Source organism: Klebsiella sp. JN_Kp121 (genome assembly GCF_040062145.1).
Classification (GTDB): Bacteria; Pseudomonadota; Gammaproteobacteria; order Enterobacterales; family Enterobacteriaceae; genus Klebsiella; species Klebsiella aerogenes.
Window position 1 is genome coordinate 536,255 of the sequence record NZ_JBEAHX010000002.1, and the last position, 23,750, is coordinate 560,004.

21 protein-coding genes and 1 pseudogene are annotated in these 23,750 nt (G+C 55.9%); 11 read left to right on the forward strand and 11 right to left on the reverse strand.

Features of this window, described 5'->3' with window-relative positions:
- Positions 1-56 precede the first annotated feature (56 nt).
- From tssH to ABLU86_RS05225, 4 genes are read left to right on the forward strand one after another with little or no spacing between them, the layout of a single operon-like run.
- A complete protein-coding gene (tssH, locus tag ABLU86_RS05210) occupies positions 57-2,726 on the forward strand; it encodes a type VI secretion system ATPase TssH (protein WP_042894549.1) in 2,670 nt (889 codons plus the stop codon).
- A complete protein-coding gene (gene tssA / locus ABLU86_RS05215) occupies positions 2,726-4,312 on the forward strand; it encodes a type VI secretion system protein TssA (RefSeq protein ID WP_042894552.1) in 1,587 nt (528 codons plus the stop codon). The genes tssH and tssA overlap by 1 nt, the downstream gene beginning before the upstream one ends.
- A gap of 14 nt (positions 4,313-4,326) precedes the next feature.
- Entirely contained in the window at positions 4,327-4,770 is a 444-nt protein-coding gene (gene tssE / locus ABLU86_RS05220) for a type VI secretion system baseplate subunit TssE (protein WP_042894555.1), read from the forward strand.
- A 20-nt stretch (positions 4,771-4,790) separates the two neighbouring features.
- The gene (locus ABLU86_RS05225; RefSeq protein ID WP_046883219.1) at positions 4,791-6,131 is read left to right on the forward strand and encodes a VasL domain-containing protein; all 1,341 of its coding nucleotides are present in this window, start codon (positions 4,791-4,793) and stop codon (positions 6,129-6,131) included.
- 65 nt (positions 6,132-6,196) lie between these two features.
- Here the strand turns inward: ABLU86_RS05225 and ABLU86_RS05230 are convergent, their stop codons facing one another.
- The 7 genes from ABLU86_RS05230 to ABLU86_RS05260 form a co-directional block, all read right to left on the reverse strand.
- Positions 6,197-6,763 (reverse strand): DJ-1/PfpI family protein, encoded by a 567-nt coding sequence (locus tag ABLU86_RS05230; RefSeq protein ID WP_015366302.1) that lies wholly within the window; start codon positions 6,761-6,763, stop codon positions 6,197-6,199.
- A gap of 171 nt (positions 6,764-6,934) precedes the next feature.
- A complete protein-coding gene (locus ABLU86_RS05235; RefSeq protein WP_015366303.1) occupies positions 6,935-7,129 on the reverse strand; it encodes a hypothetical protein in 195 nt (64 codons plus the stop codon).
- 203 nt (positions 7,130-7,332) lie between these two features.
- The gene (locus ABLU86_RS05240; protein ID WP_015705632.1) at positions 7,333-8,415 is read right to left on the reverse strand and encodes an oxidoreductase; all 1,083 of its coding nucleotides are present in this window, start codon (positions 8,413-8,415) and stop codon (positions 7,333-7,335) included.
- Between the two features lie 13 nt (positions 8,416-8,428).
- Positions 8,429-9,175: a DeoR/GlpR family DNA-binding transcription regulator gene (locus tag ABLU86_RS05245; protein ID WP_047064386.1), complete on the reverse strand. Its 747-nt coding sequence runs from the start codon at positions 9,173-9,175 to the stop codon at positions 8,429-8,431.
- 186 nt (positions 9,176-9,361) lie between these two features.
- Positions 9,362-11,179 carry an ABC transporter ATP-binding protein gene (locus ABLU86_RS05250; RefSeq protein ID WP_048230939.1) on the reverse strand — a complete coding sequence of 606 codons (1,818 nt, stop codon included), beginning with the start codon at positions 11,177-11,179 and terminating at the stop codon, positions 9,362-9,364.
- A 3-nt stretch (positions 11,180-11,182) separates the two neighbouring features.
- Positions 11,183-12,634 (reverse strand): M81 family metallopeptidase, encoded by a 1,452-nt coding sequence (locus ABLU86_RS05255; RefSeq protein ID WP_048230938.1) that lies wholly within the window; start codon positions 12,632-12,634, stop codon positions 11,183-11,185.
- Between the two features lie 13 nt (positions 12,635-12,647).
- Positions 12,648-13,781 carry an ROK family transcriptional regulator gene (locus tag ABLU86_RS05260; RefSeq protein ID WP_045366288.1) on the reverse strand — a complete coding sequence of 378 codons (1,134 nt, stop codon included), beginning with the start codon at positions 13,779-13,781 and terminating at the stop codon, positions 12,648-12,650.
- 232 nt (positions 13,782-14,013) lie between these two features.
- Here ABLU86_RS05260 and ABLU86_RS05265 point away from each other — a divergent pair, with 232 nt between their 5' ends.
- From ABLU86_RS05265 to dbpA, 7 genes are all read left to right on the forward strand, one after another.
- On the forward strand, positions 14,014-15,546 hold the full coding sequence (locus tag ABLU86_RS05265; protein WP_047077597.1) for an ABC transporter substrate-binding protein: 1,533 nt from the start codon (positions 14,014-14,016) through the stop codon (positions 15,544-15,546).
- Between the two features lie 24 nt (positions 15,547-15,570).
- Entirely contained in the window at positions 15,571-16,491 is a 921-nt protein-coding gene (locus ABLU86_RS05270) for an ABC transporter permease (protein WP_015366310.1), read from the forward strand.
- Position 16,492: 1 nt separating this feature from the next.
- Positions 16,493-17,353: an ABC transporter permease gene (locus ABLU86_RS05275; RefSeq protein WP_015366311.1), complete on the forward strand. Its 861-nt coding sequence runs from the start codon at positions 16,493-16,495 to the stop codon at positions 17,351-17,353.
- The gene (locus ABLU86_RS05280; RefSeq protein ID WP_015366312.1) at positions 17,350-18,267 is read left to right on the forward strand and encodes an ROK family protein; all 918 of its coding nucleotides are present in this window, start codon (positions 17,350-17,352) and stop codon (positions 18,265-18,267) included. The genes ABLU86_RS05275 and ABLU86_RS05280 overlap by 4 nt, the downstream gene beginning before the upstream one ends.
- A 553-nt stretch (positions 18,268-18,820) precedes the next feature.
- Positions 18,821-19,804, forward strand: coding sequence for a zinc transporter ZntB (gene zntB, locus ABLU86_RS05285; protein ID WP_015366313.1), 984 nt, complete (start codon positions 18,821-18,823; stop codon positions 19,802-19,804).
- 287 nt (positions 19,805-20,091) lie between these two features.
- Positions 20,092-20,274 (forward strand): hypothetical protein, encoded by a 183-nt coding sequence (locus ABLU86_RS05290; protein ID WP_071596126.1) that lies wholly within the window; start codon positions 20,092-20,094, stop codon positions 20,272-20,274.
- A gap of 14 nt (positions 20,275-20,288) precedes the next feature.
- Positions 20,289-21,662 (forward strand): ATP-dependent RNA helicase DbpA, encoded by a 1,374-nt coding sequence (gene dbpA, locus ABLU86_RS05295; RefSeq protein ID WP_063410896.1) that lies wholly within the window; start codon positions 20,289-20,291, stop codon positions 21,660-21,662.
- A gap of 47 nt (positions 21,663-21,709) precedes the next feature.
- Here the strand turns inward: dbpA and ttcA are convergent, their stop codons facing one another.
- The 4 genes and pseudogenes from ttcA to ABLU86_RS05315 all read right to left on the reverse strand — a co-directional run bounded on the left by ttcA (position 21,710) and on the right by ABLU86_RS05315 (position 23,685).
- Positions 21,710-22,645 carry a tRNA 2-thiocytidine(32) synthetase TtcA gene (ttcA, locus tag ABLU86_RS05300; RefSeq protein ID WP_032711785.1) on the reverse strand — a complete coding sequence of 312 codons (936 nt, stop codon included), beginning with the start codon at positions 22,643-22,645 and terminating at the stop codon, positions 21,710-21,712.
- Positions 22,646-22,692: 47 nt separating this feature from the next.
- A pseudogene (locus ABLU86_RS05305) lies at positions 22,693-22,962 on the reverse strand (tyrosine-type recombinase/integrase); the annotation flags it as partial.
- A gap of 33 nt (positions 22,963-22,995) precedes the next feature.
- Positions 22,996-23,331 (reverse strand): HigA family addiction module antitoxin, encoded by a 336-nt coding sequence (locus tag ABLU86_RS05310; protein WP_032711784.1) that lies wholly within the window; start codon positions 23,329-23,331, stop codon positions 22,996-22,998.
- Positions 23,332-23,388: 57 nt separating this feature from the next.
- Complete coding sequence (locus tag ABLU86_RS05315; RefSeq protein WP_042894575.1) at positions 23,389-23,685, reverse strand: type II toxin-antitoxin system RelE/ParE family toxin; 297 nt, start codon at positions 23,683-23,685, stop codon at positions 23,389-23,391.
- Positions 23,686-23,750: the final 65 nt, after the last annotated feature.

Below are 23,750 nucleotides of genomic sequence, written 5' to 3' on the forward strand. Positions count from 1 at the left end.
TGGTCTCCTGCGGCGATGGGCGGTAGCGTGTCCGGAATCGACAAAGAGAGAGCCTCATGGAAAACCCAGCCATCCTGTTACGCCGTTTAAACCCTTACTGCGCCCGCGCCCTGGAAGGCGCCGCTTCGCTGTGTCAGGCCCGCGCGCATGCGCAAATCCTTCCAGAACACTGGCTGCTAAAACTACTGGAGCAGGGCGAGGGAGACCTGACCGTTTTAGCGCGGCGTTATGAGTGGGATATGGACGCTATCTGGCAGGATCTGCTCTCTTTTCTGGAAACGCTTCCACGTTCGGTACACAGCCGGCCGCAGCTGTCTGGCAGCATCCAGAGCCTGATGCAGGAGGCGTGGCTGCGGGCTTCACTGGCGGGGGAGACCTCTCTACGCAGTGTTCATCTACTGATGGCGTTAGTCAGCAACCCAACGCGGGTGCGCTGTGACAGTCTGTGGCCGCTGTTAACGTTGGGACAAGCGCAGCTTGAACACCTGCGACCATTATTAGATATGCAGTCTGATGAGCGCCCGGAATTACAGCCAGATGAGCCTGGCCACGCTGGCGATGTGGATTTTGTCGGTCGCCCCGTGGAATCGGCCGTGAAGTCCGCTGAGATGAACCCTGCATTACAGAACGCGCTGGATAAATTTACCCTTGATATCACTGCTCGTGCCCGTGAAGGCAAAATCGACCCGGTTTTTGGTCGCGATAACGAAATTCGTCAAATGGTGGATATCCTGTCACGCAGGAGAAAAAACAACCCAATCCTGGTTGGCGAACCCGGTGTAGGCAAAACCGCGCTGGTCGAAGGGCTGGCGTTGCGTATTGCGGAGGGCAATGTGCCGGACAGTCTGAAGCCGGTTTCATTGCGTACGTTGGATCTCGGCTTACTGCAGGCCGGCGCAGGCGTCAAAGGGGAATTCGAACAGCGGCTTAAGAACATTATCGAAGCGGTACAGCAGTCGTCTGCCCCGGTGCTGCTGTTTATCGATGAAGCTCATACTATCATCGGCGCAGGCAACCAGGCCGGTGGCGCGGATGCCGCTAATTTGCTCAAACCGGCCCTGGCGCGCGGCGAACTGCGAACTATCGCCGCCACGACCTGGAGTGAGTATAAGCAGTACTTTGAGCGTGATGCCGCGCTGGAGCGCCGCTTCCAGATGGTCAAAGTCGACGAACCGGACGATGACACCGCCTGTCTGATGCTACGCGGGCTAAAATCTCGCTATGCTCAGCATCACGGGGTACATATCACCGATGAAGCCATTCGCGCCGCCGTGACACTTTCCCGACGCTATCTCACCGGCCGCCAGTTGCCAGATAAAGCGGTGGACCTCCTGGATACCGCATCGGCCCGCATTCGCATGGGAATCGATACGGTGCCGGAATCGTTGACGCGTATGAAAGCGCAAATCACGGCGCTGGAAATGGAAAAACAGGCGCTGCTGGAAGATGCCATGGTCGGTAGCGGTAGCGACGAAGCGCGGCTGGCGGCAATTGAGCTGGAAGAATCGCGTATTATTTTACAGCTTGACGATCTGGAAACGCAGTACGGCCTGGAACTGAAGCTGACCGAGCAACTGCTGAGCTGCCGAGCCGATCCTTCCCGCCGCAAGGAGATTGGCGCATTACAGAGCCAACTTGCCAGCGTCCAGAATAACCATCCGCTGCTGGGGCTGGATGTCGATTTACGTACCGTAGCAACGGTGATTGCCGACTGGACCGGGGTACCGCTCTCTTCATTGCTGAAGGACGAGCAGACGGAACTGCTGGGTCTCGAATTTCATTTGGATAAACGAGTGGTGGGGCAGGATATGGCGCTAAACGCCATTGCCCAGAGACTGCGGGCGACCAAAACCGGACTTGCGCCGGATAACGGCCCGCAGGGCGTATTTCTGCTTGTCGGTCCAAGCGGTACTGGTAAAACGGAAACCGCGCTGGCGCTGGCTGATGAGCTGTTCGCTGGTGAGAGATCGCTGATTACCATCAATCTTTCCGAATATCAGGAGCCGCATACGGTGTCCCAACTGAAAGGGGCGCCTCCCGGTTATGTCGGCTACGGTCAGGGGGGGATTCTCACCGAAGCGGTACGCAAACGTCCGTACAGCGTGGTCCTGCTTGATGAAGTGGAAAAAGCGCACCGCGATGTGATGAATGTGTTCTACCAGGTGTTCGACCGTGGCTTTATGCGCGATGGCGAAGGACGCGAAATCGACTTCCGTAATACGGTGATCCTGATGACCTCAAACCTCGGCAGCGATCGGCTGATGCAGATGCTGAAGGAGCAGCCGGAAGCGACAGAATCCGATTTACATGACCTGTTGCGGCCGGTGCTGCGAGAACATTTTCAACCAGCGCTGCTCGCGCGTTTCCAGACCATTATTTACCGGCCGCTCAGCCAGCCGGCGATGCGTAAAATTGTCAACATGAAACTCAACCAGGTCAGCCAGCGTTTGTATCGTCATTACGGTATGACAACCGATATTGCCGAAGGCCTGTACGATGCGTTGACGGACGCCTGCCTGCTGCCGGATACCGGCGCGCGTAACATTGACAGCCTGCTTAATCAACAAATTCTACCGGTGCTGAGTCAGCAACTGTTGAGCCATCTGGCGGCAGGGTTGAAACCACTACATCTGGCTCTGGATTGGGATGAAGAAGAGGGGATTTCACTAGTCTTTGAAACGGGAGAAAACCCACCTGGTTTAGCTATTCGGGAAGGATGCAAGTAATGGCGTCCATTGAAACCCTGATTTCTGCCTGCCAGCTGCAGGTTAATGAGCTGGAGAGGCTGGCACAGACACATATTATCCTGTGGGAACGCTGGCTGCAGCCGATTGCAGATGGTGAGCCCGTCGGAGAGGAGCCGGATTACGATGATGATTTCCAGCAAATACGCGAGGAAGTGAATAAACTTTCTGGCGCGGATACCGAACGCATTCTGCTGCTGGTGGAAAAACTGCTGACCGCCACCGCTAAGGATATTCGTGTCGCCACCTACTACGTTTGGGCGAGACTACATCGCGATGGCGAAGCAGGGCTTGCGGAGGGGCTGGCGTTACTGGCTGGATTACTACAGCGTTTCGGCATGAAACTTCATCCCCAGCGGGAGCGCAGTAGAATCGCGGCGCTGGAGTGGCTGTGCAGCGGTCGTATGCTGGACAGCCTGTCACTCTATCCGGAAGTGACAAAAGAGGGGACTGGCCGTATTGCCGCGGCGTTATGGGAGATAGAAAAGCGCCTGGCAGACAGTGAAAGTAAAGAACGACCCCAGCTTAATAGTCTCTATGCCGCACTGGAGTCGCGGGTTTTGAAATCTGGCGGTATGGATGCCCTGGTGCCACAGAGCATCGGTGAATCCTCAGGCCAAACGTCGGTATCGGGGGATGTACCCACACTGAAAGGTATTGCCTCGGGCCAGGAGCTTCTCGCTCAGGTACGCACCCTGGCGCAGTACCTGAGAAACCAATCAGATGGTTGGCTCGCCGCTCACCGACTGATAAAAAATCTTCGTCACGACACCCTGCACCAGCTACCGTTGTTGACGGTCGAGGGTAAGACCCGCATTGAACCACCTAAACCAGAACAGCGGGCGCAGCTCAAGCGGCTCTATCTGCAGCAGAGCTGGCGGGAGCTGCTGGAGGAGGCGGACAGCCTGTTGGCGCGCGGGTCAAATCATCTGTGGCTGGACGTGCAATGGTATCTGCATCAGGCGTTGATGAAATCCGGGCAGGAAGCCGAGGCGGCCATTATTCAGGACGATCTGAAAGGGCTGCTTTCACGGCTAAGAGGGTTGGAAACACTGGCCTTTAACGATGGTACGCCATTCGCTGATGAAGTGACGCTTAACTGGATACAACTGCAGGTCATGGATGAACCGGGCAACTGGCAGGACGAGCCTGCCACCACGGCGTCCGGTGAGAACGATATCCTGCAACTGGAGACGGAGGCGCTCGCCCTGGCCGACCGTGAGGGGACCGAAGCAGCGCTTATGTGGCTGCAAAATCGTCCTGATGCTAACACTCCCCGCCATTGTTGGCTGCTGCGCTTGCTGATGGCGCGTATTGCAGAACAAAACGGTAAAAATGAGCTTGCGCTGCACCTGCTGGGGGAGCTGGACAGGAACGCTGCCTGCGTTACGCTCTCGCAATGGGAGCCGGATTTGCTGTTCGAGGTTAAAGCGCGGCGATTAAAACTATTACGCATGAAGGCCGGACGTAGTGAAGCAGAAAAAAAACGCCTGCAAGCGGAAATGGAACAACTGCTCGCGGGGCTTATTGCCATTGAACCTGCGCGGGCGGTGGTGCTGTGCGATTAGTCAGGAGAAAAACAATGCCGCGCCCCTCACTTTACGACACCCTGTTTGGTAATTTCTCCGGCGGTCTCGATCTGCATCAGATCGGTGAAGAAAATCAGGTCATTTTATCGGTGCTTGATAATATGCAGCGTATCCTCAACTGCCGGGCTGGCACGCTGGCGCATCTTCCGGATTACGGTCTGCCGGATATGACAAAAATTCTCCAGGGGATGCCGGGTAGCGCTCACCAGTTAATGACCACGCTGTCCGCGGTACTGCTCAAATACGAACCGCGGCTGAACAGCCTCCGTGTGGAGATGCTCGAACAGACACAGCCAGGCGAACTACGTTATGCCATCGACGCGGAACTGAAGGAAATTGGTCTGGTACGCTATGGCACGGAATTTGTGCCTGAAGGCAGAGTACTCCTTCGCCATCTGAAACAGCAACAGTATCTGAATGCCCGCACCGCTATTTAGCCCTCACTCTGGTTACTCCTATGACAACTTATCCTAAGCGTCACCTGACTACCGGCGGCGACCCGCGCACGCTGGCTGACTACGCAAAGCTGCGTGAAGAAATGCATAAACTCAGCCACCCGGCGCGCCCCGACGTTGACTGGCTATACGCAGAACGGCTTTGTCTGTCGCTGTTTGACCGTAACGGCGTAGAGCTGCAGACTGCGGCCTGGTATACGCTTGCCCGTACGCAGTTAACCGGTTTATCCGGCCTGAATGAAGGCCTGGCTATCCTGGAAACGCTGATTACCCGTCAGTGGGGGAGCCTTTGGCCACAGCCGGTACACGCGCGGATGGAAATCCTCTGCGGTTTGGGTAAACGGCTACAGCAAGCGCTACGTACGCTAACGCTGACCTATGCCGATCTTAGTTTGATTTATGAGGTGGAAGCGCATCTGAAAGCGCTGGACGCTGCGCTACAGCGTCTGGAATTAAAGCATGCCAGTCAGTTTGATGCGTTGCTCAATTTAATGCATAACGCGGCGGTACGGCTGGAGAACAGTGATGGCGTAACTAGCGCTGATACCCTACCGCACGTAGTCGCGATGGAGAATGCTTCCACCCATTTGGATGAGCGGGTTGAGCGAACGAAGTGGGTTTATATTGCGCCGCCGGAAACGCTACCACACGAGCAAGCCGGCAATGAGCGTCAGAATTCTGAAAAACGATGGCGACCTTTTGTGGCCGGTATGCTGACGATGCTGGCGCTGGCCGCTGCGGCGGGATGGGGGTGGCAGGCGATGGCTAAACCAGAGCCGGAACAGCGGCAATTCGCTCTCAGTCTGGCGCCATTGCCGACGGTACTTTCGCCAGATCAGTTACGCTCCTTTTCTCAGCACGCACCGCCGGCAGACGGTGGGATAAAGCAGACCCGGCAGCAGCTGTCAGATCTGGCCCAACTCAAGCCGAATTGGGCCATCGACTATAGCGAGCAACTGGTACAACAGGCACAAGTGCTATGGCCGGAGCAGGCGAAAACATTGTCCTCGCAGTGGCGGCAGCAGATCATAGCCGCCGCGCTGCCGGCGGAAAATCTCACCGGGTGGTATCAGGGAATGCAGCAACTGCAGCAATTAACTCAGCGTCTGGATGCCCTTGATGAACAGAAGGGCAAATACATGACGGTTAGTGAACTGAAATCCGCGGTGTTCGCCATTACTCAGTCTTTTAATCGAACCGTCCCGGCTGAAGAACAGTTACGCCAACTGTCAGCGATGACAGAAGGACAAATCAGCCGCGCCGCGCAGCAACAACAGGCGGAACAACACCTGCAGCAGCTGATAGTCTCTTATGCGCTACTGAAAAGTAAAATGGCGGAATAGCTTCGCGCAAGGCGTAAGGGCTGGGGCATATCGTAGCGTAGCGACTCCAGCCCCGGAAAAGGCGTTTACCGCTGCAGCACCTCGGCAAATTTAGCAAGCCATTGCGGATGGGCGGGCCAGGCGGGGGCGGTGACCAGATTGCCGTCAACGTGCGCCTGGTCGATGCCAATATCCGCATAATGCCCGCCGCTGAGTCGCACTTCGGGAGCGCAAGCCGGGTAAGCGCTACAGGTACGGCCTTTAAGAATACCCGCGGCGGCCAGAAGCTGCGGGCCATGGCAAACGGCAGCAATCGGTTTATGCGCGGCGTCGAAAGCCTGGACCAGTTTAATCACCTGCTCATTCAGGCGCAGATATTCTGGCGCGCGGCCGCCGGGGATCAGCAGGGCGTCGTAGTCCTGTTCTCTGGCGCTGGCAAAATCGGCGTTCAGTACGAAGCGGTGACCGGGTTTTTCGCTGTAGGTCTGAGCACCGTCAAAATCATGAATCGCCGTCATAATATAGTCGCCTTTGCTCTTATCCGGACAGACGGCATCAACCTGATGGCCGATCATCTGTAATGCCTGAAACGGTACCATGGTCTCGTAATCTTCAGCGTAATCACCCACCAGCATTAAAATTTTCTTGCCCATATTCTTGTTCCTCCCACGATAAAGATGAATAAGATATAGACTGCCACAAGAGAGAAAGCGAACCGTGAGGGCGCTCAAAAATGGTTATTGATGACATTTGGCTGCCGGGATTTAACCCGAGGGGAATGCGTTGCCGCAGCTAACGGCCACGGCAACAAAAAGCGGTCAGAGTTAATCCACGTTAGTGAAGTAGTCGCGAGCAACCGCTTCTACACGCTTCGCTTCCAGGCCGGTCTTTTCGCTGATCCCGGCGATAAACGGCTTGAACTGCTCGGTCATCACGTGGCCGCCGTCCCAGTGGGCGACGTAGTAACGGCACTGATAGCGATAAAAGTGGAGGGTCTTTTCTCCTAACGTGTAATACATGACATTCTCCTGTCCAGTGTGTCGGGCTGCGTCCGCAGAAGCTAAGGGCGTACCACAATAATCAGGTATTTGATTATATCCTGCTCCCAAATGTGGCAAATTTCCAGCAGCCAATTGGCGATCGAGAGAGATTTTCCTTGGGAGGGTTTTCAGCAGAAGAGAATATGTAGCGGCTGAAGAATACGACAGCCGCCAGGGAGAGCTTACTGAAGCCCGGCCAGTTCGTTGGCGGTTAACGCCAGCTTCTGCACGCTGCCGCTTTCTGACGAGGCAACGGCAGCTTCCAGCACCGCCATCACTGCCAGCGCCTGTAGCGGAGGCACCGGGTTGGCGATTTTGCCCAGCAGGGCATCGCGAACCTGAATATAGTACTGGCGCTGATCGCCTTTCGGCGTGGCGAGCGTGTGCGCCTGCAGGCTGGCGTCGAACAACGTCATGCTGTCGTCATCCTGGCCCCAGCTTTCACTCCCTGGGATGACGCCTGCCAGCAGCTGGCTCTCCTGCTGGTCTGCTTTCAGTTTCACGACGCTGCCGCTATCTCCGTGGACCGTGAAACGCGAGACGCCGCCGGCCACCAGCATGCTACAGTGCAAAATCACTTTGTGCTGTGGATAGTTCAGTACCACATGTGCCCAGTCGTTAATCTCTGCGCCCTGGCGCAGGGTGGCAATATTACCCTGTACAGTTTGCGGCAGGCCGAAAAGTTGCAGCGTCTGGTCGATCAGGTGCGGGCCAATATCAAACCACAGGCCACTACCCGGTACGTTCTGTTCGCGCCAGCGGACGCGAACCTGCGGGCGGAAGCGGTCGATATGCGACTCGAAATGCTTAACCTTGCCGATCAGCCCCTGCTCGATGGCCTGCTTAATGCCGAGATAATCGCTATCCCAACGGCGGTTATGGAAGACAGAAAGCAACCGTTGCTTTTCTTCCGCCAGCGCGATCAGCTCGCGCGCTTCCTGCATATCGAGAGTAAAAGGTTTATCTACCACTACGTGCTTACCGGCATTGAGCGCCAGGCGAGCCAGCGGGGCGTGGGTGGCGTTTGGCGAAGCGAGTACCACCAGATCGACGTCCGGATGCTGAATGGCCTCTTCCGGCGAAGCGATTACCGCGACATCCGGCAGATCCTGTTTCACTTTAGCTTCGTCGCGGGAGGCGACGACGGCAAGCTTTAACCCTTCGACCGAATTAATGAGCGGCGCGTGAAACGTTTTGCCGACAAATCCGTAGCCGATCAGCGCAATATTAATGTGCTTACCTGCGCCGTTGATAACTTTATGCATGACTTTCTCCACGTTATTCAGCGTCAGCAATGCTGACCTGCATTGAATTGTCTTCGCCAAGCGCGTGCCACGGCTTGTCGAGGAATAGACGATCGATGTGTTTCAGTTCGGCGACCAGGTAAGGCTCGCAGCGATTAAGTTTCAGATGATCAGCCACCAGCCAGTGCTCGACGCTGGCAGCCAGCATGGCGCGTTTCACTTCAGCATCCGCTTCCTGGCTGGCGCTAAGCCCTTGTTGCGCATGGATCGCGCAGGCGCCGAGAATGGCGATATCCGCGCGGTAACGAGAAAGCAGCGCCAGCGTGGCGCTACCGGCAAACAGCCGCTGCCGCATATCCCATTTCCCGCCAAGTAAAATCAACTCGATATCGGGCCGTTCGCTAAATAGTTGTGCAATATCCAGAGAAGGGGTGATGACCGTCAGCGGCCCTTTTAGATGCGCGGCGACGGCGAGTACCGTGCTGCCGGCGTCTAAAAATAGCGTTGCACCCGGAGGAACCTCACGGGCGACCAGCGCGCCAAGGCGTTGCTTAGTCTCGGGCAGCAGCGCATTGCGCCCCTGGCGATTCATGGCCGGAAGATCGAGGGCGATAGCGCCGCCATGGTTTTTCTGCACCAGTCCGCGTTTTTCCAGGTCACTTAGATCGCGGCGAACGGTATCGGGCGAGACCTGCAATCGTTCAACCAGTTCGCTGATGCTAATTTGACCGTTTTCGCTCAGTAGTTCGAGCAAAAACTGTTGTCGGGCGGTTTTATGCATAATTGCTTTTCCTGCAAAATACTGCAACAACCTGCATAATACAGCATGATGTGAGAATGTGAATCGCAAAAAACAGCAAAAAATGCGTTACCAGTTAAAAGAGGAGATGGAGCATCGCTTTTGGGAAGGGGACCGGCTCAGCGCAGCCTATAGAGCGTTAAACCGGTCTATTTAAAGGTAATCCGCTTAGCGCATTACCCAGTGCTGGTTACCGACTTGTTCGTAGCGACGGGTCGGCGGCTGCCAGTCTTTATCGCGAAATGGCGACGGCAGTTCATCGTTATTGGCTTCACGCAACAGATGGCGACGAGACGGATCGGTCTTTGGGATCGCCGCAATCAGCTTTTGCGTATACGGGTGCTGCGGATTGGCGAAAATGGCCTGCCGCGGGCCAATTTCGACAATTTCACCGAGATACATCACCGCCACCCGGTGGCTGATGCGTTCAATCACCGCCATATCATGCGAGATGAACAGAAAGGCGATTTTCATCGTTCGTTGCAGTTCGATAATCAGGTTGACCACCTGCGCCTTGACCGACACATCCAGCGCCGACACCGACTCGTCGGCGATAATCACCTTGGGATTCATCGCCAGCGCGCGGGCAATGCAGATGCGCTGGCGCTGACCACCGGAAAATTCATGCGGATAACGGTTAAGTACCGCGACGTTGAGCCCCACTTTTTCAATTAATTCATGGGCGCGCGCCAGCGCCTGCTGGCGGGTGGCAAGGCCATTTTCCAGCAGCGGTTCAATCAGCGTTTCCTGGATTTTCAGCCGCGGATTCAGACTGGCGAACGGATCCTGAAATATCATCTGGATATCCTGACGCATCCGCTTTTGCTGCTGGCGCCCGGCTTGCAGGACGTCATAGCCATTAAGGCGAACATGGCCGGATTGCGCCTGAACCAGGCGAATGAGACTGCGACCGGTGGTCGATTTACCGCAGCCTGATTCGCCCACCAGCGATAGCGTTTCGCCGGGCCATAAATCAAAGCTGACGTTTTCTACGGCGTGTATATGCCCGGCTAACTGATTAAAAAAGCCTTTTTTGACGGGAAAACGGGTGACCAGGTTTTTGACCGACAGCACAGGTTCGTTGCTGGTCAGACTGAGATCCGCTTCTGGCGGATAACGATGAATTTCTCCGGTTTGCAGGTTCACCGATGGAAATTTACAGGGGGTCGAGCTTACATCCATTTCACCTGCCGCAGGTACCGAGGCCAGCAGCGCGCGGGTATAGGGCTGTTGAGGTGCGGCGAATAGCGTCGGCGTGCGCTCGCATTCGATGGCGTCGCCGCGGAACATCACCAGCGTATCGTCGGCGGTTTCCGCGACCACGCCCATATCATGAGTAATAAACAGCACTGCGGTATTGTTTTCTGCCTGCAGAGTTTTAATCAGATCGAGGATTTGCCCCTGGATAGTGACGTCCAGCGCGGTAGTAGGTTCATCGGCGATCAGCAGTTTAGGCTTCAGGGCCAGCGCCATCGCGATCATCGCGCGCTGGCGCATACCGCCGGAAAACTGATGCGGATATTCATCGAAACGCTGTGCGGCATGCGGAATGCGGACTTTTTCCAGCAGGGCGATGGCCTCCTGCTTCGCCTGGCGCGCCGATAACCTCTGATGGCGGATAAAAACTTCCGCTATCTGATTGCCGATGGTAAATGCCGGATTAAGACTGGTCATCGGCTCCTGAAAAATCATCGCTACCTCGGCGCCGCGTACACGACGCATCTCCTCTTCAGGAAGCTCGAGCAGGGATTGGCCGCCGAGCAACACCTGTCCCTCGGTACGGCTATGGCGGGCAGAAAGCAGGCGCATGATGGCCATCGCCGTCACGCTTTTGCCTGAGCCCGATTCGCCGACAATCGCCAGCGTCTTACCTGGATAAAGGCTAAAACTGATATTACGCACCACTTTCTGCCAGCTATCGCCGTGGCGGAATGAGATGCTCAGATTGTTGACGGCCAGTACTGGCGCAGGCGTTTCCCGGTTCATGACTCAGGACTCCCTGGCAAAGGGCGCGCGGGCGGAAACCCGCACCTGTGGGGTGAATTCGAGGTCACGCGTAAACGGCCAGGTCGGGGTCAGCATTCGCCGGCGGGCCACCCGTTCAATATCCTGATCGACGACCCCTTCCGAGAGCGCCATCAGGTTCGGATTGGCCAGCGGCGCCAGTTCCGGCGATAAATAGCCGGATTTTACCACCAGAATTTTCACCTGCCGCGGGTCTAACCCCAGCGCGCTAAAGTCAGCAATGTCATGATACGGACGACGACGGTCAGCCACCACCACGGTAATACCGCCGGTCTGCAAAATCGCCTGATTGGCCGGGCGCTGCGGGCCTGCCGCCAGCAAACCTGTCACGGTAAAACGCGCGCTCGCGCTGACGCCCGCCGGATCGAGGTTAGCGCCGAGTGTTAGCTGTAGTTCAGCGCCAATACCGGCTTCAAAGGCCGCACGCGTTGCCGGCGCGTCGGTAATGCCGGCAACCAGAGTATTTTGCGCCTGTTGGCGTAGCAGTTCGGCGAGCACATCGCCGCGATCGCCGACGCCGCCGCCGGTTGGATTATCGCCAGAATCCGCCAGGATCACCGGGCCCGTGGCGCTGGCGATAGCCTGAGCGACGCATTCGGCTACGCTGCCCGTCCTGCAGCCGAAAACAAAATCTTCCCGCACGTCCCAATATGCCTGAGCCAGTTTTGCGGCCTGTTGCTCCAGTACCGCGCGATCGGTGCCGGTAAAAATGGCCGCGGCGGTGGCGCGCGGTTCATCGGCCCACACGTAGCCGACCATTAATGAGCTATCGAGTACGCCGTCTATCTGGTCGCTGTGCGGCAGCATGGCGTAGAGGCTTTTCGCCGGTTCATCTTCTGTACTGGTTCGCTCGCCAGGGAGTAATACCGGGATGGGGGCCCACACTATGCCCGGGCGCACGCCGCTTTGCAGACTATTCACCAGCATACTGACCGAACGGCGCATGGTCTCTTCGATATCGATATGCGGCGCGGTGCGATAGGTTGAGTAGATGTCGATGGCGTCGATGATGCGCTGGGTCACGTTACCGTGTAGATCGTAGCTGACGGCAATCGGGCAGTCATCGCCAACGCAGGCGCGGGCGGCGGCGATCCAGTCTCCTTCGGCATCTTCCATACCTTCAACGAACATTGCGCCGTGCATCGCCAGGTACAGGCCGTCGATCGGCAGTTGCGCCTGTAGACGGCTTAAGAATTCGGCTTTGAACTGTTCATAGGTCTCTCGCGCCACCGGGCCGCCGGGAATCGCCCTGGTGTGCAGCGTCGGCAGAAACGTCGCCGGATAATCACGTAAAAACTGAAAGTGGGGCGCCTCCAGCAGGGCATCGCCCTTGACGGTGCGAAACTCCGCTTCATGAGTCAGTACTGGGTTAAACGTGCTGCATTCAATATGTATTCCGCCAACGGCAATGCGCATAGGGACCTCGAAATTAGGCTGGGAAAAGAACGTGAGTCAGCGCGACGCTCGCCGCGGCGAGCGCCCAACTGTCCTGCGTCAGCGGGCGATAGATAAGCGGTGTGTTTCCCGCCATCCCCGGCAGCAGGTTGGTTTCTATAGCTTGTTGCATCACGGTATTCAGTAAACCGTTAAAGCTTTCCGGCTGATGGGCAAGCATGATCGCCGCCGGATCGTGGGTCTGGATCTGATGTGAAATAGCCAACCCTAAGGCGTCACCGGCCCGATGCAAGATCTGGATGGCGGCTGTGTGGCCCTTGCGCGCCATGGCCTCCAGTTCATCCAGTTGGTCGGTGTTGATACCGGCCATGCGCGCCTGTTCAAAGATAGCGGTGAGAGACGCAATGGTGTCGAGACAGCCACGTTTCCCGCAGCGACAAGGCGTGCCTGCAGGCACAATGGTGCAATGGGCTATTTCGCCTGCGCCGCCGTGGGCGCCGCGCCAGATTCGGTCATAGATGACCGCCGCGCTGCCGATGCCGCTGCCGTGGGAAATCACCACTGCGCTCTCCAGCTTGCGCAGATGACCAAACGTTTTCTCCCAGTTCGCCAGTGCCCGGGTGTCGTTTTCAATAAATACCGGGATCCCGCCGGTCGCGTGGCTTAACAATTCAGCTAGCGGCACCTGATGCCAGCCCAGCAGCGCCGACTGTACGCAGACCGCTTGCGCGGCGTCCACAAAGGCAGACAGGGCAAAACCGATGCCGACCAGCCGTTGGCGCTCGATGAGCGTATCGTTTAATAAACTGCGGATTTCACCCGCCAGTTGCTGGATTACTTCGGGGATTTCAAGCTGTGGCGTGAGCAGGCTCTCGGCGATTTTCTCGCCGCTGGCATTCATCAGCACCAACACAAGCTGGTTATCGATCAGCGAGATGCCGATGGCGTAAGCGGCGTCCGGCGCCAGCGAGAGGGTGACCGAAGGGCGTCCCTGGCCGCCGGAAGCGGCCATATCGCTCTCCTGTAGCAGACCATCAGCCAGCATCTCTTTCACCAGCGCGCCAATGGCCGCTTTACTCATACCCGTCAGGCGGGCGAGGTCAGCGCGGCTGGCGCCTTCCTCGCTACTGACCAAATGAATCAATTGTTGGTGGAGTTTGTTCAGCATAGTTACTCAGCCATAACGCTTTTTTCTGAACATAATCGCGGGCTGGCGCTTTAGCAACCACTTTATTTTCAAAAATAACTAAACCATCACATATAAGTTAAATTTATTACCTAATTAAGCGTTATTCATGGCTAATATCACATTTATGGGACTCTGTTTTAGGTAAAAAGAAAACCTAATCGCAACATAAAAGTCACAACTGGCGACATAACAGACAGGTAGGGGTTAACGGATGAAGGCAATTATGAATAAATATCGACTTGCCATTCTGGCAGGCTTACTGGCGGCTGGTGGGGCGACGGCGCTGCAGGCGGCGACGCTGAACGTGATGCAAAACGAACCTCCGCGTAGCATGGACCCGGGCGATCAAACCGCGACCTTTACCGATACTGTATTAAAACCAATGTATGAAGGACTGGTAGACTTATCGCCGGATTTCAAGATAGCGCCCGCGTTGGCCACCGCCTGGAAGGTGAGCGATGACGGTAAAGTCTGGACGTTTACCCTGCGTAAGAACGTCACTTTTCATGATGGCTCGCCGTTTAATGCCGATGCGGTGGTCGCCAATATCGAACGACATATCGACCCAAAAGGCGGCCTGGCAGCCAGTTCGCGGATGCGCAACGTTATCGCTTCCGTGAAGAAGATCGATGATAACAACGTCGAGATTACGCTGAAAAAGGTCTATCCCTCTTTCCTCAATCTGTTGACCGGCGGCTCGGCGAAGATGGTGAGCCCGGCGGCGGCGAAAGCCGGCACCATTGGCCGTAAAGCGGACGGTACCGGCCCGTACATGCTGCAGGAGTATAAAACCGGTGAATATGTGCTGGAGAAGAAAAACCCGAAATACTGGGGCGAGAATCACGGCCCGGATGAGATTAAGTGGACCTGGAGCGCGGAGCCGTCGGTGATGAACATGGCGCTGCTTTCCGGCCAGGTCGATGTGATTAACCCGGTACCGCCACAGTTTGGTCGGCAGTTGAAAAGCAACCCGCAGGTGAAGCTGGAGCAGGGGCAGGGGGCGTCGGTATTCTGGGTGGCGCTCAACGTTGAGCAAAAACCGCTGAACGATGTCCGCGTGCGTCAGGCCCTGAACCTGGCGACCGACAAAGAAGCGCTGCTGAAGGCGGTGATGTTTGGCTTTGCTTCTGCCGCCAACTCGCCGCTGGCGCCGGTGAACGAAGGATATGATAAAACCCTCAACGACTATCCGTGGGATCTCGATAAAGCGAAAGCGTTATTAAAAGAGGCCGGTTACCCGCAGGGCTTTGAGATGAACATCGCCGTGCAGGGACCGGATGCGCGTACCGCGCAAATCCTGCAGGCGATGTGGGGCAAAGTCGGCGTGAAGCTCAATATCCAGCAGATGGAGAGCGGCGTCTGGAGCAAAGCGGCGTTTGCGCCGGCGGCGGAAAAGTTGGCCAACCGTACCGATGCGGTGCTGGCCTCCTGGTCGTCCGGCCTTAATGGGGCTGATTTGCAGCTGCGCCCGCTGTACTACTCACAGAGCGCCGCGCCGGCCGGGGCTAACCTTGGCTTCTACCGCAACCCTCAGGTGGATGAGCTGTTAGACAAAGCGGCGACTACCATGGATGACAACGCGCGTATCGCTGAATATGTGGCGGCGCAAAAGGCCATTATGCACGACGCACCGCATGTGATGCTCTACTTCCAGGACGATCTGTACGCCACCCGCGCCACCATTAAAGGCGTGCGGATGGAGCCGGGCGGCGAAATTATCGTTACCGAAGCGCAAAAGCCATAACGTCGAGGTCAGGGTGGAGTTGTTATGAAAGCTTATGTGATTAAAAAACTGCTTTCTTTGCCGCTGATCCTACTGGGGGCATCGCTGATTGTCTTTCTGGCGATCAGAATGCTCCCCGGTGACCCGGCCCGCCTGATGGCCGGGCCGCAGGCCACCCAGGATGATGTCAGCCGTATGCATACGCGCCTCGGTCTGGACGATCCGCTGGCGGTGCAGTATGGCCATTTCGTTAGCGGAATGCTGAAGGGGGATTTTGGCACTTCGCTGAAGTCCGGTCAGCCGGTCTCCGCCGAAATGAGCGAACGGGTTCCTTATACTTTAGGCCTGGCGCTGCTGGCGTGGATGATGGCGGTGATCCTCGGTATTCCCATGGGGATGTGTGCGGCGATTTACCGCAATCATGTTGCCGACCATGTGCTGATGCTGGTGGCGATTGCCGGCGCGTCGATAGCCAATTTCTGGCTGGCGCTGATCGCCATGGATACCTTTTCGGTGAAGCTGGGCTGGCTACCGCTACTGGGCGCCGAAGGCTGGAAAAGCTATATCCTGCCGTCGGTTTGCCTGGGGATTTTCCCGATGGCGGTGATGTCGCGGATGACCCGCTCCAGTATGGTTGATGTGTTAGGCGAGGATTACATCCGCACCGCGAGGGCCAAAGGGCTGGCGCCGTTTCAGGTCTATTTCAAGCATGCGCTGCGCAATGCGCTGATCCCCATCGTGACGATTATCGCACTGAACTTCGGCAGCCTGATCGGCGGCGCGGTGGTGACCGAGTCGGTGTTTAACTGGCCGGGGATAGGCCGCTATCTGGTGGATTCGGTACGCTATCGCGATTATCCCGTCATTCAGGGAGTGACGATGATTACGGTGGCAAGCGTGGTGGTGATGAACCTGGTTGGCGAGATGATTATCGCCAGAATCAACCCGAAAATAAGGTTTGACTGATATGTCGGAAATTTCACTCGCCAAATCGCGCAGCGGTGTGCTCAGCGGCCTGCGCTGGGGGATGGAGCATCCCTCGCTGACCCTCGGCGGCATCATCGTCGCCTTAATCGTGGTATGTGCCCTCTTCGCGCCGTGGTTAAGCCACTACGATCCCTATGCGCAGGACCTGCTGAATATTCTCTCCGCACCGTCGGCCGACCACTGGCTGGGCACCGATGACTATGGCCGCGATATCTTTTCCCGCACCATTTACGGCGCCAGGATCTCGCTGATTGAAGTGGTGGTCAGCGTGGCGCTGTCGCTACTGATGGGGCTACCTCTGGGCATTATCGCCGCCCTGTGCGGTAAAAGTGTCGACCACCTGATTATGTGGGTGATGGATGTCATTTTCGCTTTTCCCGGTATCGTGCTGGCCATCCTGCTGGTCAGCGTCCTCGGCGCAGGGTTGATGAATATGCTGCTGGCGATCGCTATCTTCTCGGTGCCGGTTTACGCGCGCCTCAGCCGTAACCTGACGTTGGGCATCAAGAATATGGAGTACATGGAAGCGGCACGGGCACTGGGAATTGGCTATCGCCGGCAGATAATCCACTACATCCTGCGAAATACCCTGGGGCCGATTACCGTGCAGGCGACATTGACCGGCGGCTCGGTGATCCTCGCCGCGGCTTCGCTCTCCTTCCTCGGCATGGGCGTGCAACCGCCGATGCCGGAGTGGGGGACAATGATGAGCGATGGGCGTAACTTCCTGGGTATCAGCCTGGGGATTTCGCTATGGCCGGGGCTGGCTATTGTCTTTTCGGTATTAGGCTTCAACCTGCTGGGCGATGGCCTGCGTGATTTAATGGATTCGCGCCTATGAGTAACAGCGTGCTTTGTCTGGATATTGGCGGCTCCTTTATTAAAAGCGCGGTTTCTCCGGCGCTGGGGCAACTTGTTATGCCGCGCCAGCGGGCGATGCCGCTAAGCTCCTGGCCCGCCTTCGTTTACGCCGTGGAGGAGATTATCGCGCAATATGGCGATGCGATTAGCGAACAGAGTCCACTGGCGCTCTCCTGCGCCGGCGTGGTAGATGTTGCCAACGATCGTATTCTGTCGAGCAACATTCCGCCGTTTGCCGATATTGATATTACCCAATCGCTGCAGACTGAGCTCGGGCGCCAGGTGGCGATGGCTAACGATGCTGACTGTTTTACCTTAGCCGAGGCGCGTTTCGGCGCGGCAAAAGATCTGCCGGTGGTGTTGGGCGTGATCCTCGGCAGCGGGATCGGCGGGGGGATTGCCATCAATGGTAACATCCTCTACGGCAATCAGGGGATCGGCGCCGAGTGGGGGCACGGACCCATTACGCGCACTCATCTGCGGGGAATTGAGTTGCCGCGGCTGGCCTGCGGCTGCGGACAGCAGGGATGCCTCGATACGCTCGGCGGTGCAAAAGGGATGCAGCGGCTGCATCAACTGCTCAGCGGTCAGGCGTTAAGCAGTGTCGAGATCGTGAAGCAGGGTATGGCCGGAGAAGAGACAGCGGCGTTGACCCTTGAAGTATGGCTTGAACTGATGAGCGAACCGTTGGCTCATGCGGTAAATATCCTCGGGCCGCATAAAATCGTCGCAGGCGGCGGGCTGGCGAGCGAAACGACGCTGCTGGCGCGCCTTGATACAGCATTGCGGGCAAAGATTCTGCTGAAGAGCGCTGAGCCACTACTGGTCGCCGGGCAATTTAGTCGCGAAGGGGGATTATTGGGAGCATCGGTGCTGGGCTGGGAAAAATTTTAGCCAGAAATGTGGCGAATTTGACGGAAGCTTCTAGGATTAGAGCCTATCCCAGTAGGCGTAATTGGCACAGCCAGTTTGAACACGGACAGCGCGCAGAAACCGGAGCGTACACGTAGTACGTGAGGATTTCGAGCACTGCCCTGGTTCAAAATGGCAAGTAAAATAGCCCTAATGGGATAGGCTCTTAGTCTGCTTATAAAAATGGAGTAATAACCATGTGCACTAATTTACACGATAACGCCCGCCGCTATGCGGAAGAGAAAAAATGAACGCTTGCTACTAATCCTGTCCTGTGCCCGCCCAGACGACGGCAAAGGTTAATACAGTGGATTAGCCGACGACTGATACGAACGAATAAGAACCCGCCAATGGCGGGTTCTCCCTTTCTGGCGGCCTGAACAACTTTTGTGCTGTAGTGCCATTAGCGTCATTAAAAACGGTGCGCTGTCTACTTGTTAGGCGATTGCGACGATTGCGGGAGGCGAAATGCAGCCGAATAGCGTACCTTATGGATTATTCACGCTTTTTACAGGCATGCATTAATGGAGGTTCAGTGGACGCGATTAAGGGCTCGGAGCTGAAAGTGCCGGACGCCATCTTTGCATGGGTGCTCGACGGGCAGGGCGGCGTAAAGCCGCTGGCTGATGACGATATTATCGATAAGAGCAGTCCCTGCTGGCTACATCTTAATTATACCCATACCGATAGCGCCGACTGGTTAGCCGCTACGCCGTTGTTACCGAATAATGTTCGCGACGCGCTGGCCGGTGAAAGCACGCGCCCGCGCGTGACGCGCATCGGCGATGGCGCGCTGATTACCTTGCGTTGTATCAACGGCAGCACCGATGAACGCCCCGATCAACTGGTGGCGATGCGACTGTATATGGACGAGCGGCTAATCGTTTCCACTCGTCAGCGTAAGGTGCTGGCGTTGGATGATGTGCTGGGGGATCTGCAGGAAGGCAATGGGCCGACGGATTGCGGCAGCTGGCTGGTGGAAATTTGCGATGCGTTGACCGATCACGCCAGCGAGTTTATTGAACAGCTGCACGACCGGATTATCGACCTTGAAGATGACCTGCTTGATCAACAGGTGCCGCCGCGCGGTTTTCTGGCGCTACTGCGAAAGCAGCTTATCGTCATGCGCCGCTATATGGCTCCGCAGCGCGATGTCTACGCCCGTCTTGCCAGTGAGCGTCTGCCGTGGATGAGTGACGATCACCGTCGGCGGATGCAGGATATTGCCGACCGTCTTGGCCGCGGTCTTGACGAGATTGACAGCTGCATTGCCCGCACGGCAATCATGAGCGATGAAATCGCGCAGATCATGCAGGAGTCGCTGTCGCGGCGGACTTACACGATGTCATTGATGGCGATGGTTTTTTTGCCCAGCACCTTCCTGACCGGTCTGTTTGGCGTCAACCTTGGCGGTATTCCTGGCAACAGCTGGCATCTTGGCTTTTCGATATTTTGCGTAATGTTAGTTGTTCTAATCGGTGGTGTTACCTGGTGGTTACATCGTAGTAAATGGTTGTAAGAAATTGTCTTTTCAGGCGATTTTGCCGCTGAAACTCCGGCAATATTTGAGCGAAATCAATAAACCATCTACCCATTCAGGGCAATATCTCTCTCGCAGGTGAATGCAACGTCAAGCGATGGGCGTTGCGCTCCATATTGTCTTACTTCCTTTTTTGAATTACTGCATAGCACAATTGATTCGTACGACGCCGACTTCATTGAGTCGGCTTTTTTTTTGCCCTCTGCCAGCTAACTTCTACGCTTAAAGAATAGTCCTGTAAAGAGAGGGGATAAAATATGCGTAACATGGCGCTGTCCTTGCAGTCGATACCCATCGGCCCTGAGCCCAATGACCCGGTGCCGGTGCCCGATCCGCGGCCTCGCCCGCACCCGCTTCCCGACCCGCCGCCGGACGATGACCCGATTAAATTGTCGCATCAAGAGCGGAGATCTGCGAGGATACGCGCCTGCAGATTGTCCGCCCTTTAATGCGAGAAAACATTGTGACCGCTTTTTCAACACTGAACCTTTTGCCCGAAGCTCAACTGAACAACCTTAACGAACTGGGATATCACGCAATGACGCCAGTGCAGGCTGCCGCATTGCCTGCGATCCTGGGCGGAAAGGATGTGCGCGTACAGGCGAAAACCGGCAGCGGTAAAACGGCGGCCTTTAGTCTGGGATTGCTACAGCACGTTGATGCCGGTCTGTTCCAGACCCAATCACTGGTGCTGTGCCCGACCCGCGAACTGGCGGATCAGGTTGCTGGCGAACTGCGTCGCCTGGCGCGCTTTTTGCCAAATATTAAAGTATTAACCCTCTGCGGCGGCCAGCCTTTCGGCGCCCAGCGCGATTCCTTACAGCATGCGCCGCATATTATTGTCGCCACGCCTGGCCGCCTGCTTGACCACCTGCAGAAGGGGACCGTATCGCTGGACGCGTTGCAGACGCTGGTTATGGATGAAGCCGATCGGATGCTCGATATGGGCTTTAGCGACGCCATCGATGAAGTGATTCGTTATGCGCCAGCTTCGCGCCAGACCTTACTGTTCTCCGCGACCTGGCCGGAAGCTATCGCCGCAATCAGCGGGCGGGTGCAGCGGGATCCGCAGACGATTGAAATCGATAGCGTTGATGCGCTGCCGTCTATTGAACAGCAGTTCTTCGACGTTTCGCAAAGCGGTAAAATCAAGCTGCTGCAAAAATTGCTCAGCCAGCATCAGCCGGCTTCCTGCGTGGTATTTTGTAATACTAAGCGTGATTGTCAGGCGGTGTGCGATGCATTAAACGCTGCCGGCCAGAGCGCGCTGTCGCTGCATGGCGATCTGGAACAGCGCGATCGCGATCAGACGCTGGTGCGTTTTGCTAACGGTAGCGCCCGCGTGCTGGCCGCCACCGACGTGGCGGCGCGCGGCCTGGATATCAAATCGCTGGAGCTGGTGGTTAACTTTGAACTGGCGTGGGATCCTGAAGTTCACGTTCACCGTATCGGGCGTACCGCGCGTGCAGGCGAAAGCGGCCTGGCGATTAGTTTCTGCGCGCCGGAAGAGGCGCAGCGCGCTAACATTCTTGCCGAAATGCTGCAGATCAAACTCAACTGGGTTAACGCGCCGGCGGGTAATCATATTGCGCCGCTGCAGGCGGAAATGGCGACCCTGTGTATTGATGGCGGCAAAAAGGCGAAAATGCGTCCGGGCGATGTGCTGGGGGCGTTAACTGGCGATATGGGGTTTGATGGCGCGGATATCGGTAAGATCAATGTTCATCCCGCGCATGTTTATGTCGCTATCCGTCAGGGCGTGGCGCAGAAGGCGTATAAGCAGCTGCAAAACGGCAAGATCAAAGGCAAGTCCTGCCGCGTACGTTTGCTGAAGTAAGGGCGGCAAGTGACGGTCTCCGGCGCTTGCCGGAGACGTGTTGCCTGTTATTTTACTTCAACCACATTCAGACGCAGTTCATCTAACTGAGCGTCTTCTTCTTCCGGCTGCCAGCCCGCAGGCTGCAGCGGGATCTCTTCGCGGTCAAAGGCCAGATCGCCGCCGTCAACCACCGCAGAACCGTGTGTGATGGATTTAAAATCAAACAGATTGACGTCGCTCAGGTGCGACGGCACCACGTTCTGCATTGCGCTAAACATGGTTTCGATACGGCCAGGATAGCGTTTATCCCAATCGCGCAGCATATCGGCGATCACCTGACGCTGCAGGTTAGGCTGGGAGCCGCACAGGTTACAAGGAATAATCGGGAAGCCTTTGGCCTGCGAGAAGCGTTCGATATCTTTTTCGCGGCAGTAGGCGAGCGGGCGGATAACGATATGTTTGCCGTCATCGCTCATCAGCTTCGGCGGCATACCTTTCATTTTGCCGCCGTAGAACATGTTGAGGAACAGCGTCTGCAGGATATCGTCGCGGTGATGGCCGAGCGCGATTTTGGTCGCGCCCAGTTCGGTCGCCGTACGGTAGAGAATGCCGCGACGCAGACGAGAACACAGTGAGCAAGTGGTTTTGCCTTCCGGGATTTTCTCTTTAACGATGCCGTAAGTGTTCTCTTCGACAATCTTATACTCAACGCCCAGCTGTTCCAGATACGCTGGCAGAATGTGCTCCGGGAAGCCCGGCTGTTTCTGATCGAGGTTAACGGCCACCAGCGAGAAAGAAATAGGTGCGCTTTTTTGCAGGCTGCGCAGAATTTCCAGCATGGTATAGCTGTCTTTACCGCCGGAAAGACAGACCATAATACGGTCGCCATCTTCAATCATGTTGAAGTCGGCGATCGCCTCACCGACATTGCGACGCAGTCGTTTCTGCAGTTTGTCGATATTGTATTTTTCTTTCTTTGTAACTTGCTGATTATCTTGCATTATTAACGTTCTCTGAAACTAAAGGGGCATATAGGGGGCAAAATGATTTAAAGCCCAAGCCGGGAATTCAGCATTGAAAGCTGGTCGCCGTTCATCTCTTCAATCCATGTACTGTAAACTTCGTACACCATCTGTGCGTTTTCATGCCCCATCTGAATGGCTATAAAAGACGGGTTTACGCCAGCCGACAGCAGCCAGCAAGCGAAAGTATGCCGCGTATGGTACGGATTCTTGCGCCGAATGCCAGCGCGTTTTACTGCTGCCTCCCAACGGCTTCCTCTGCGGCTGTGTGAGTAGTACGGTTTTTGCTCGCCATTTGAAAGCCCGCAGTTAAGCGGGCTCGCGGGGAATCAGGCGACTTTCTTATCAGCTTTGCTGGCGATAAATTTCGAGGCGGGAACAATGCGGCTAAACTCTTCCTGCGCGCGGGTGTCATTCTCCACCTCCCACAAATCTACAGCAGCCTGAAGGTTAAGCCAGAAATCAACGGTGGTATTGAAGGCTTTAGACAGGCGAAATGCCATGTCAGTAGTTAGTTTGCGGTTGTTGTTAACTAATGCACTTACACTATTACGATGCACATGTATCATTTCCGCAAGTTCGTTGATTTTTAAATCTAGCGGCTCCAGGTATTCAAACTGCAGGATGTCACCTACGGTAGTTGGTTTTCTGGTTGCCTGTTTCATAGTATTCCTTGAGGTTTTTGAGTTTCAAAAGGCGCCAGCTGCAACTGGCACCCTTATTTAGTACTTGTGCGGATCCAGGTAAAGGTCTTCCGCTTTTCCATCCACCCACTTAAATATTAAGCGGTACTGCTGGTTAATTCTAATTGACGAATAACCTTCCAATTTGCCGTTTAGCTCTTCATATCTATTACCAGGTGGCGAGCGTAAATCCAGATAGGTAACGGCGGCATTGATGATATCGAGTTTGCGAGCTAGCGTGGTATGTATGTCTGGAGGAATTTTTTTATGTGGTGCCGAGTGCAAAAAAAACTCTTCCAACCATACATCACGAAAGCTACCTATGTGATTCTGCATTCCATTTAAGCCTCCCTGATCCTTTATGTGGTCATTTTACTGCACTCATGCACAGTGCGCAAGTG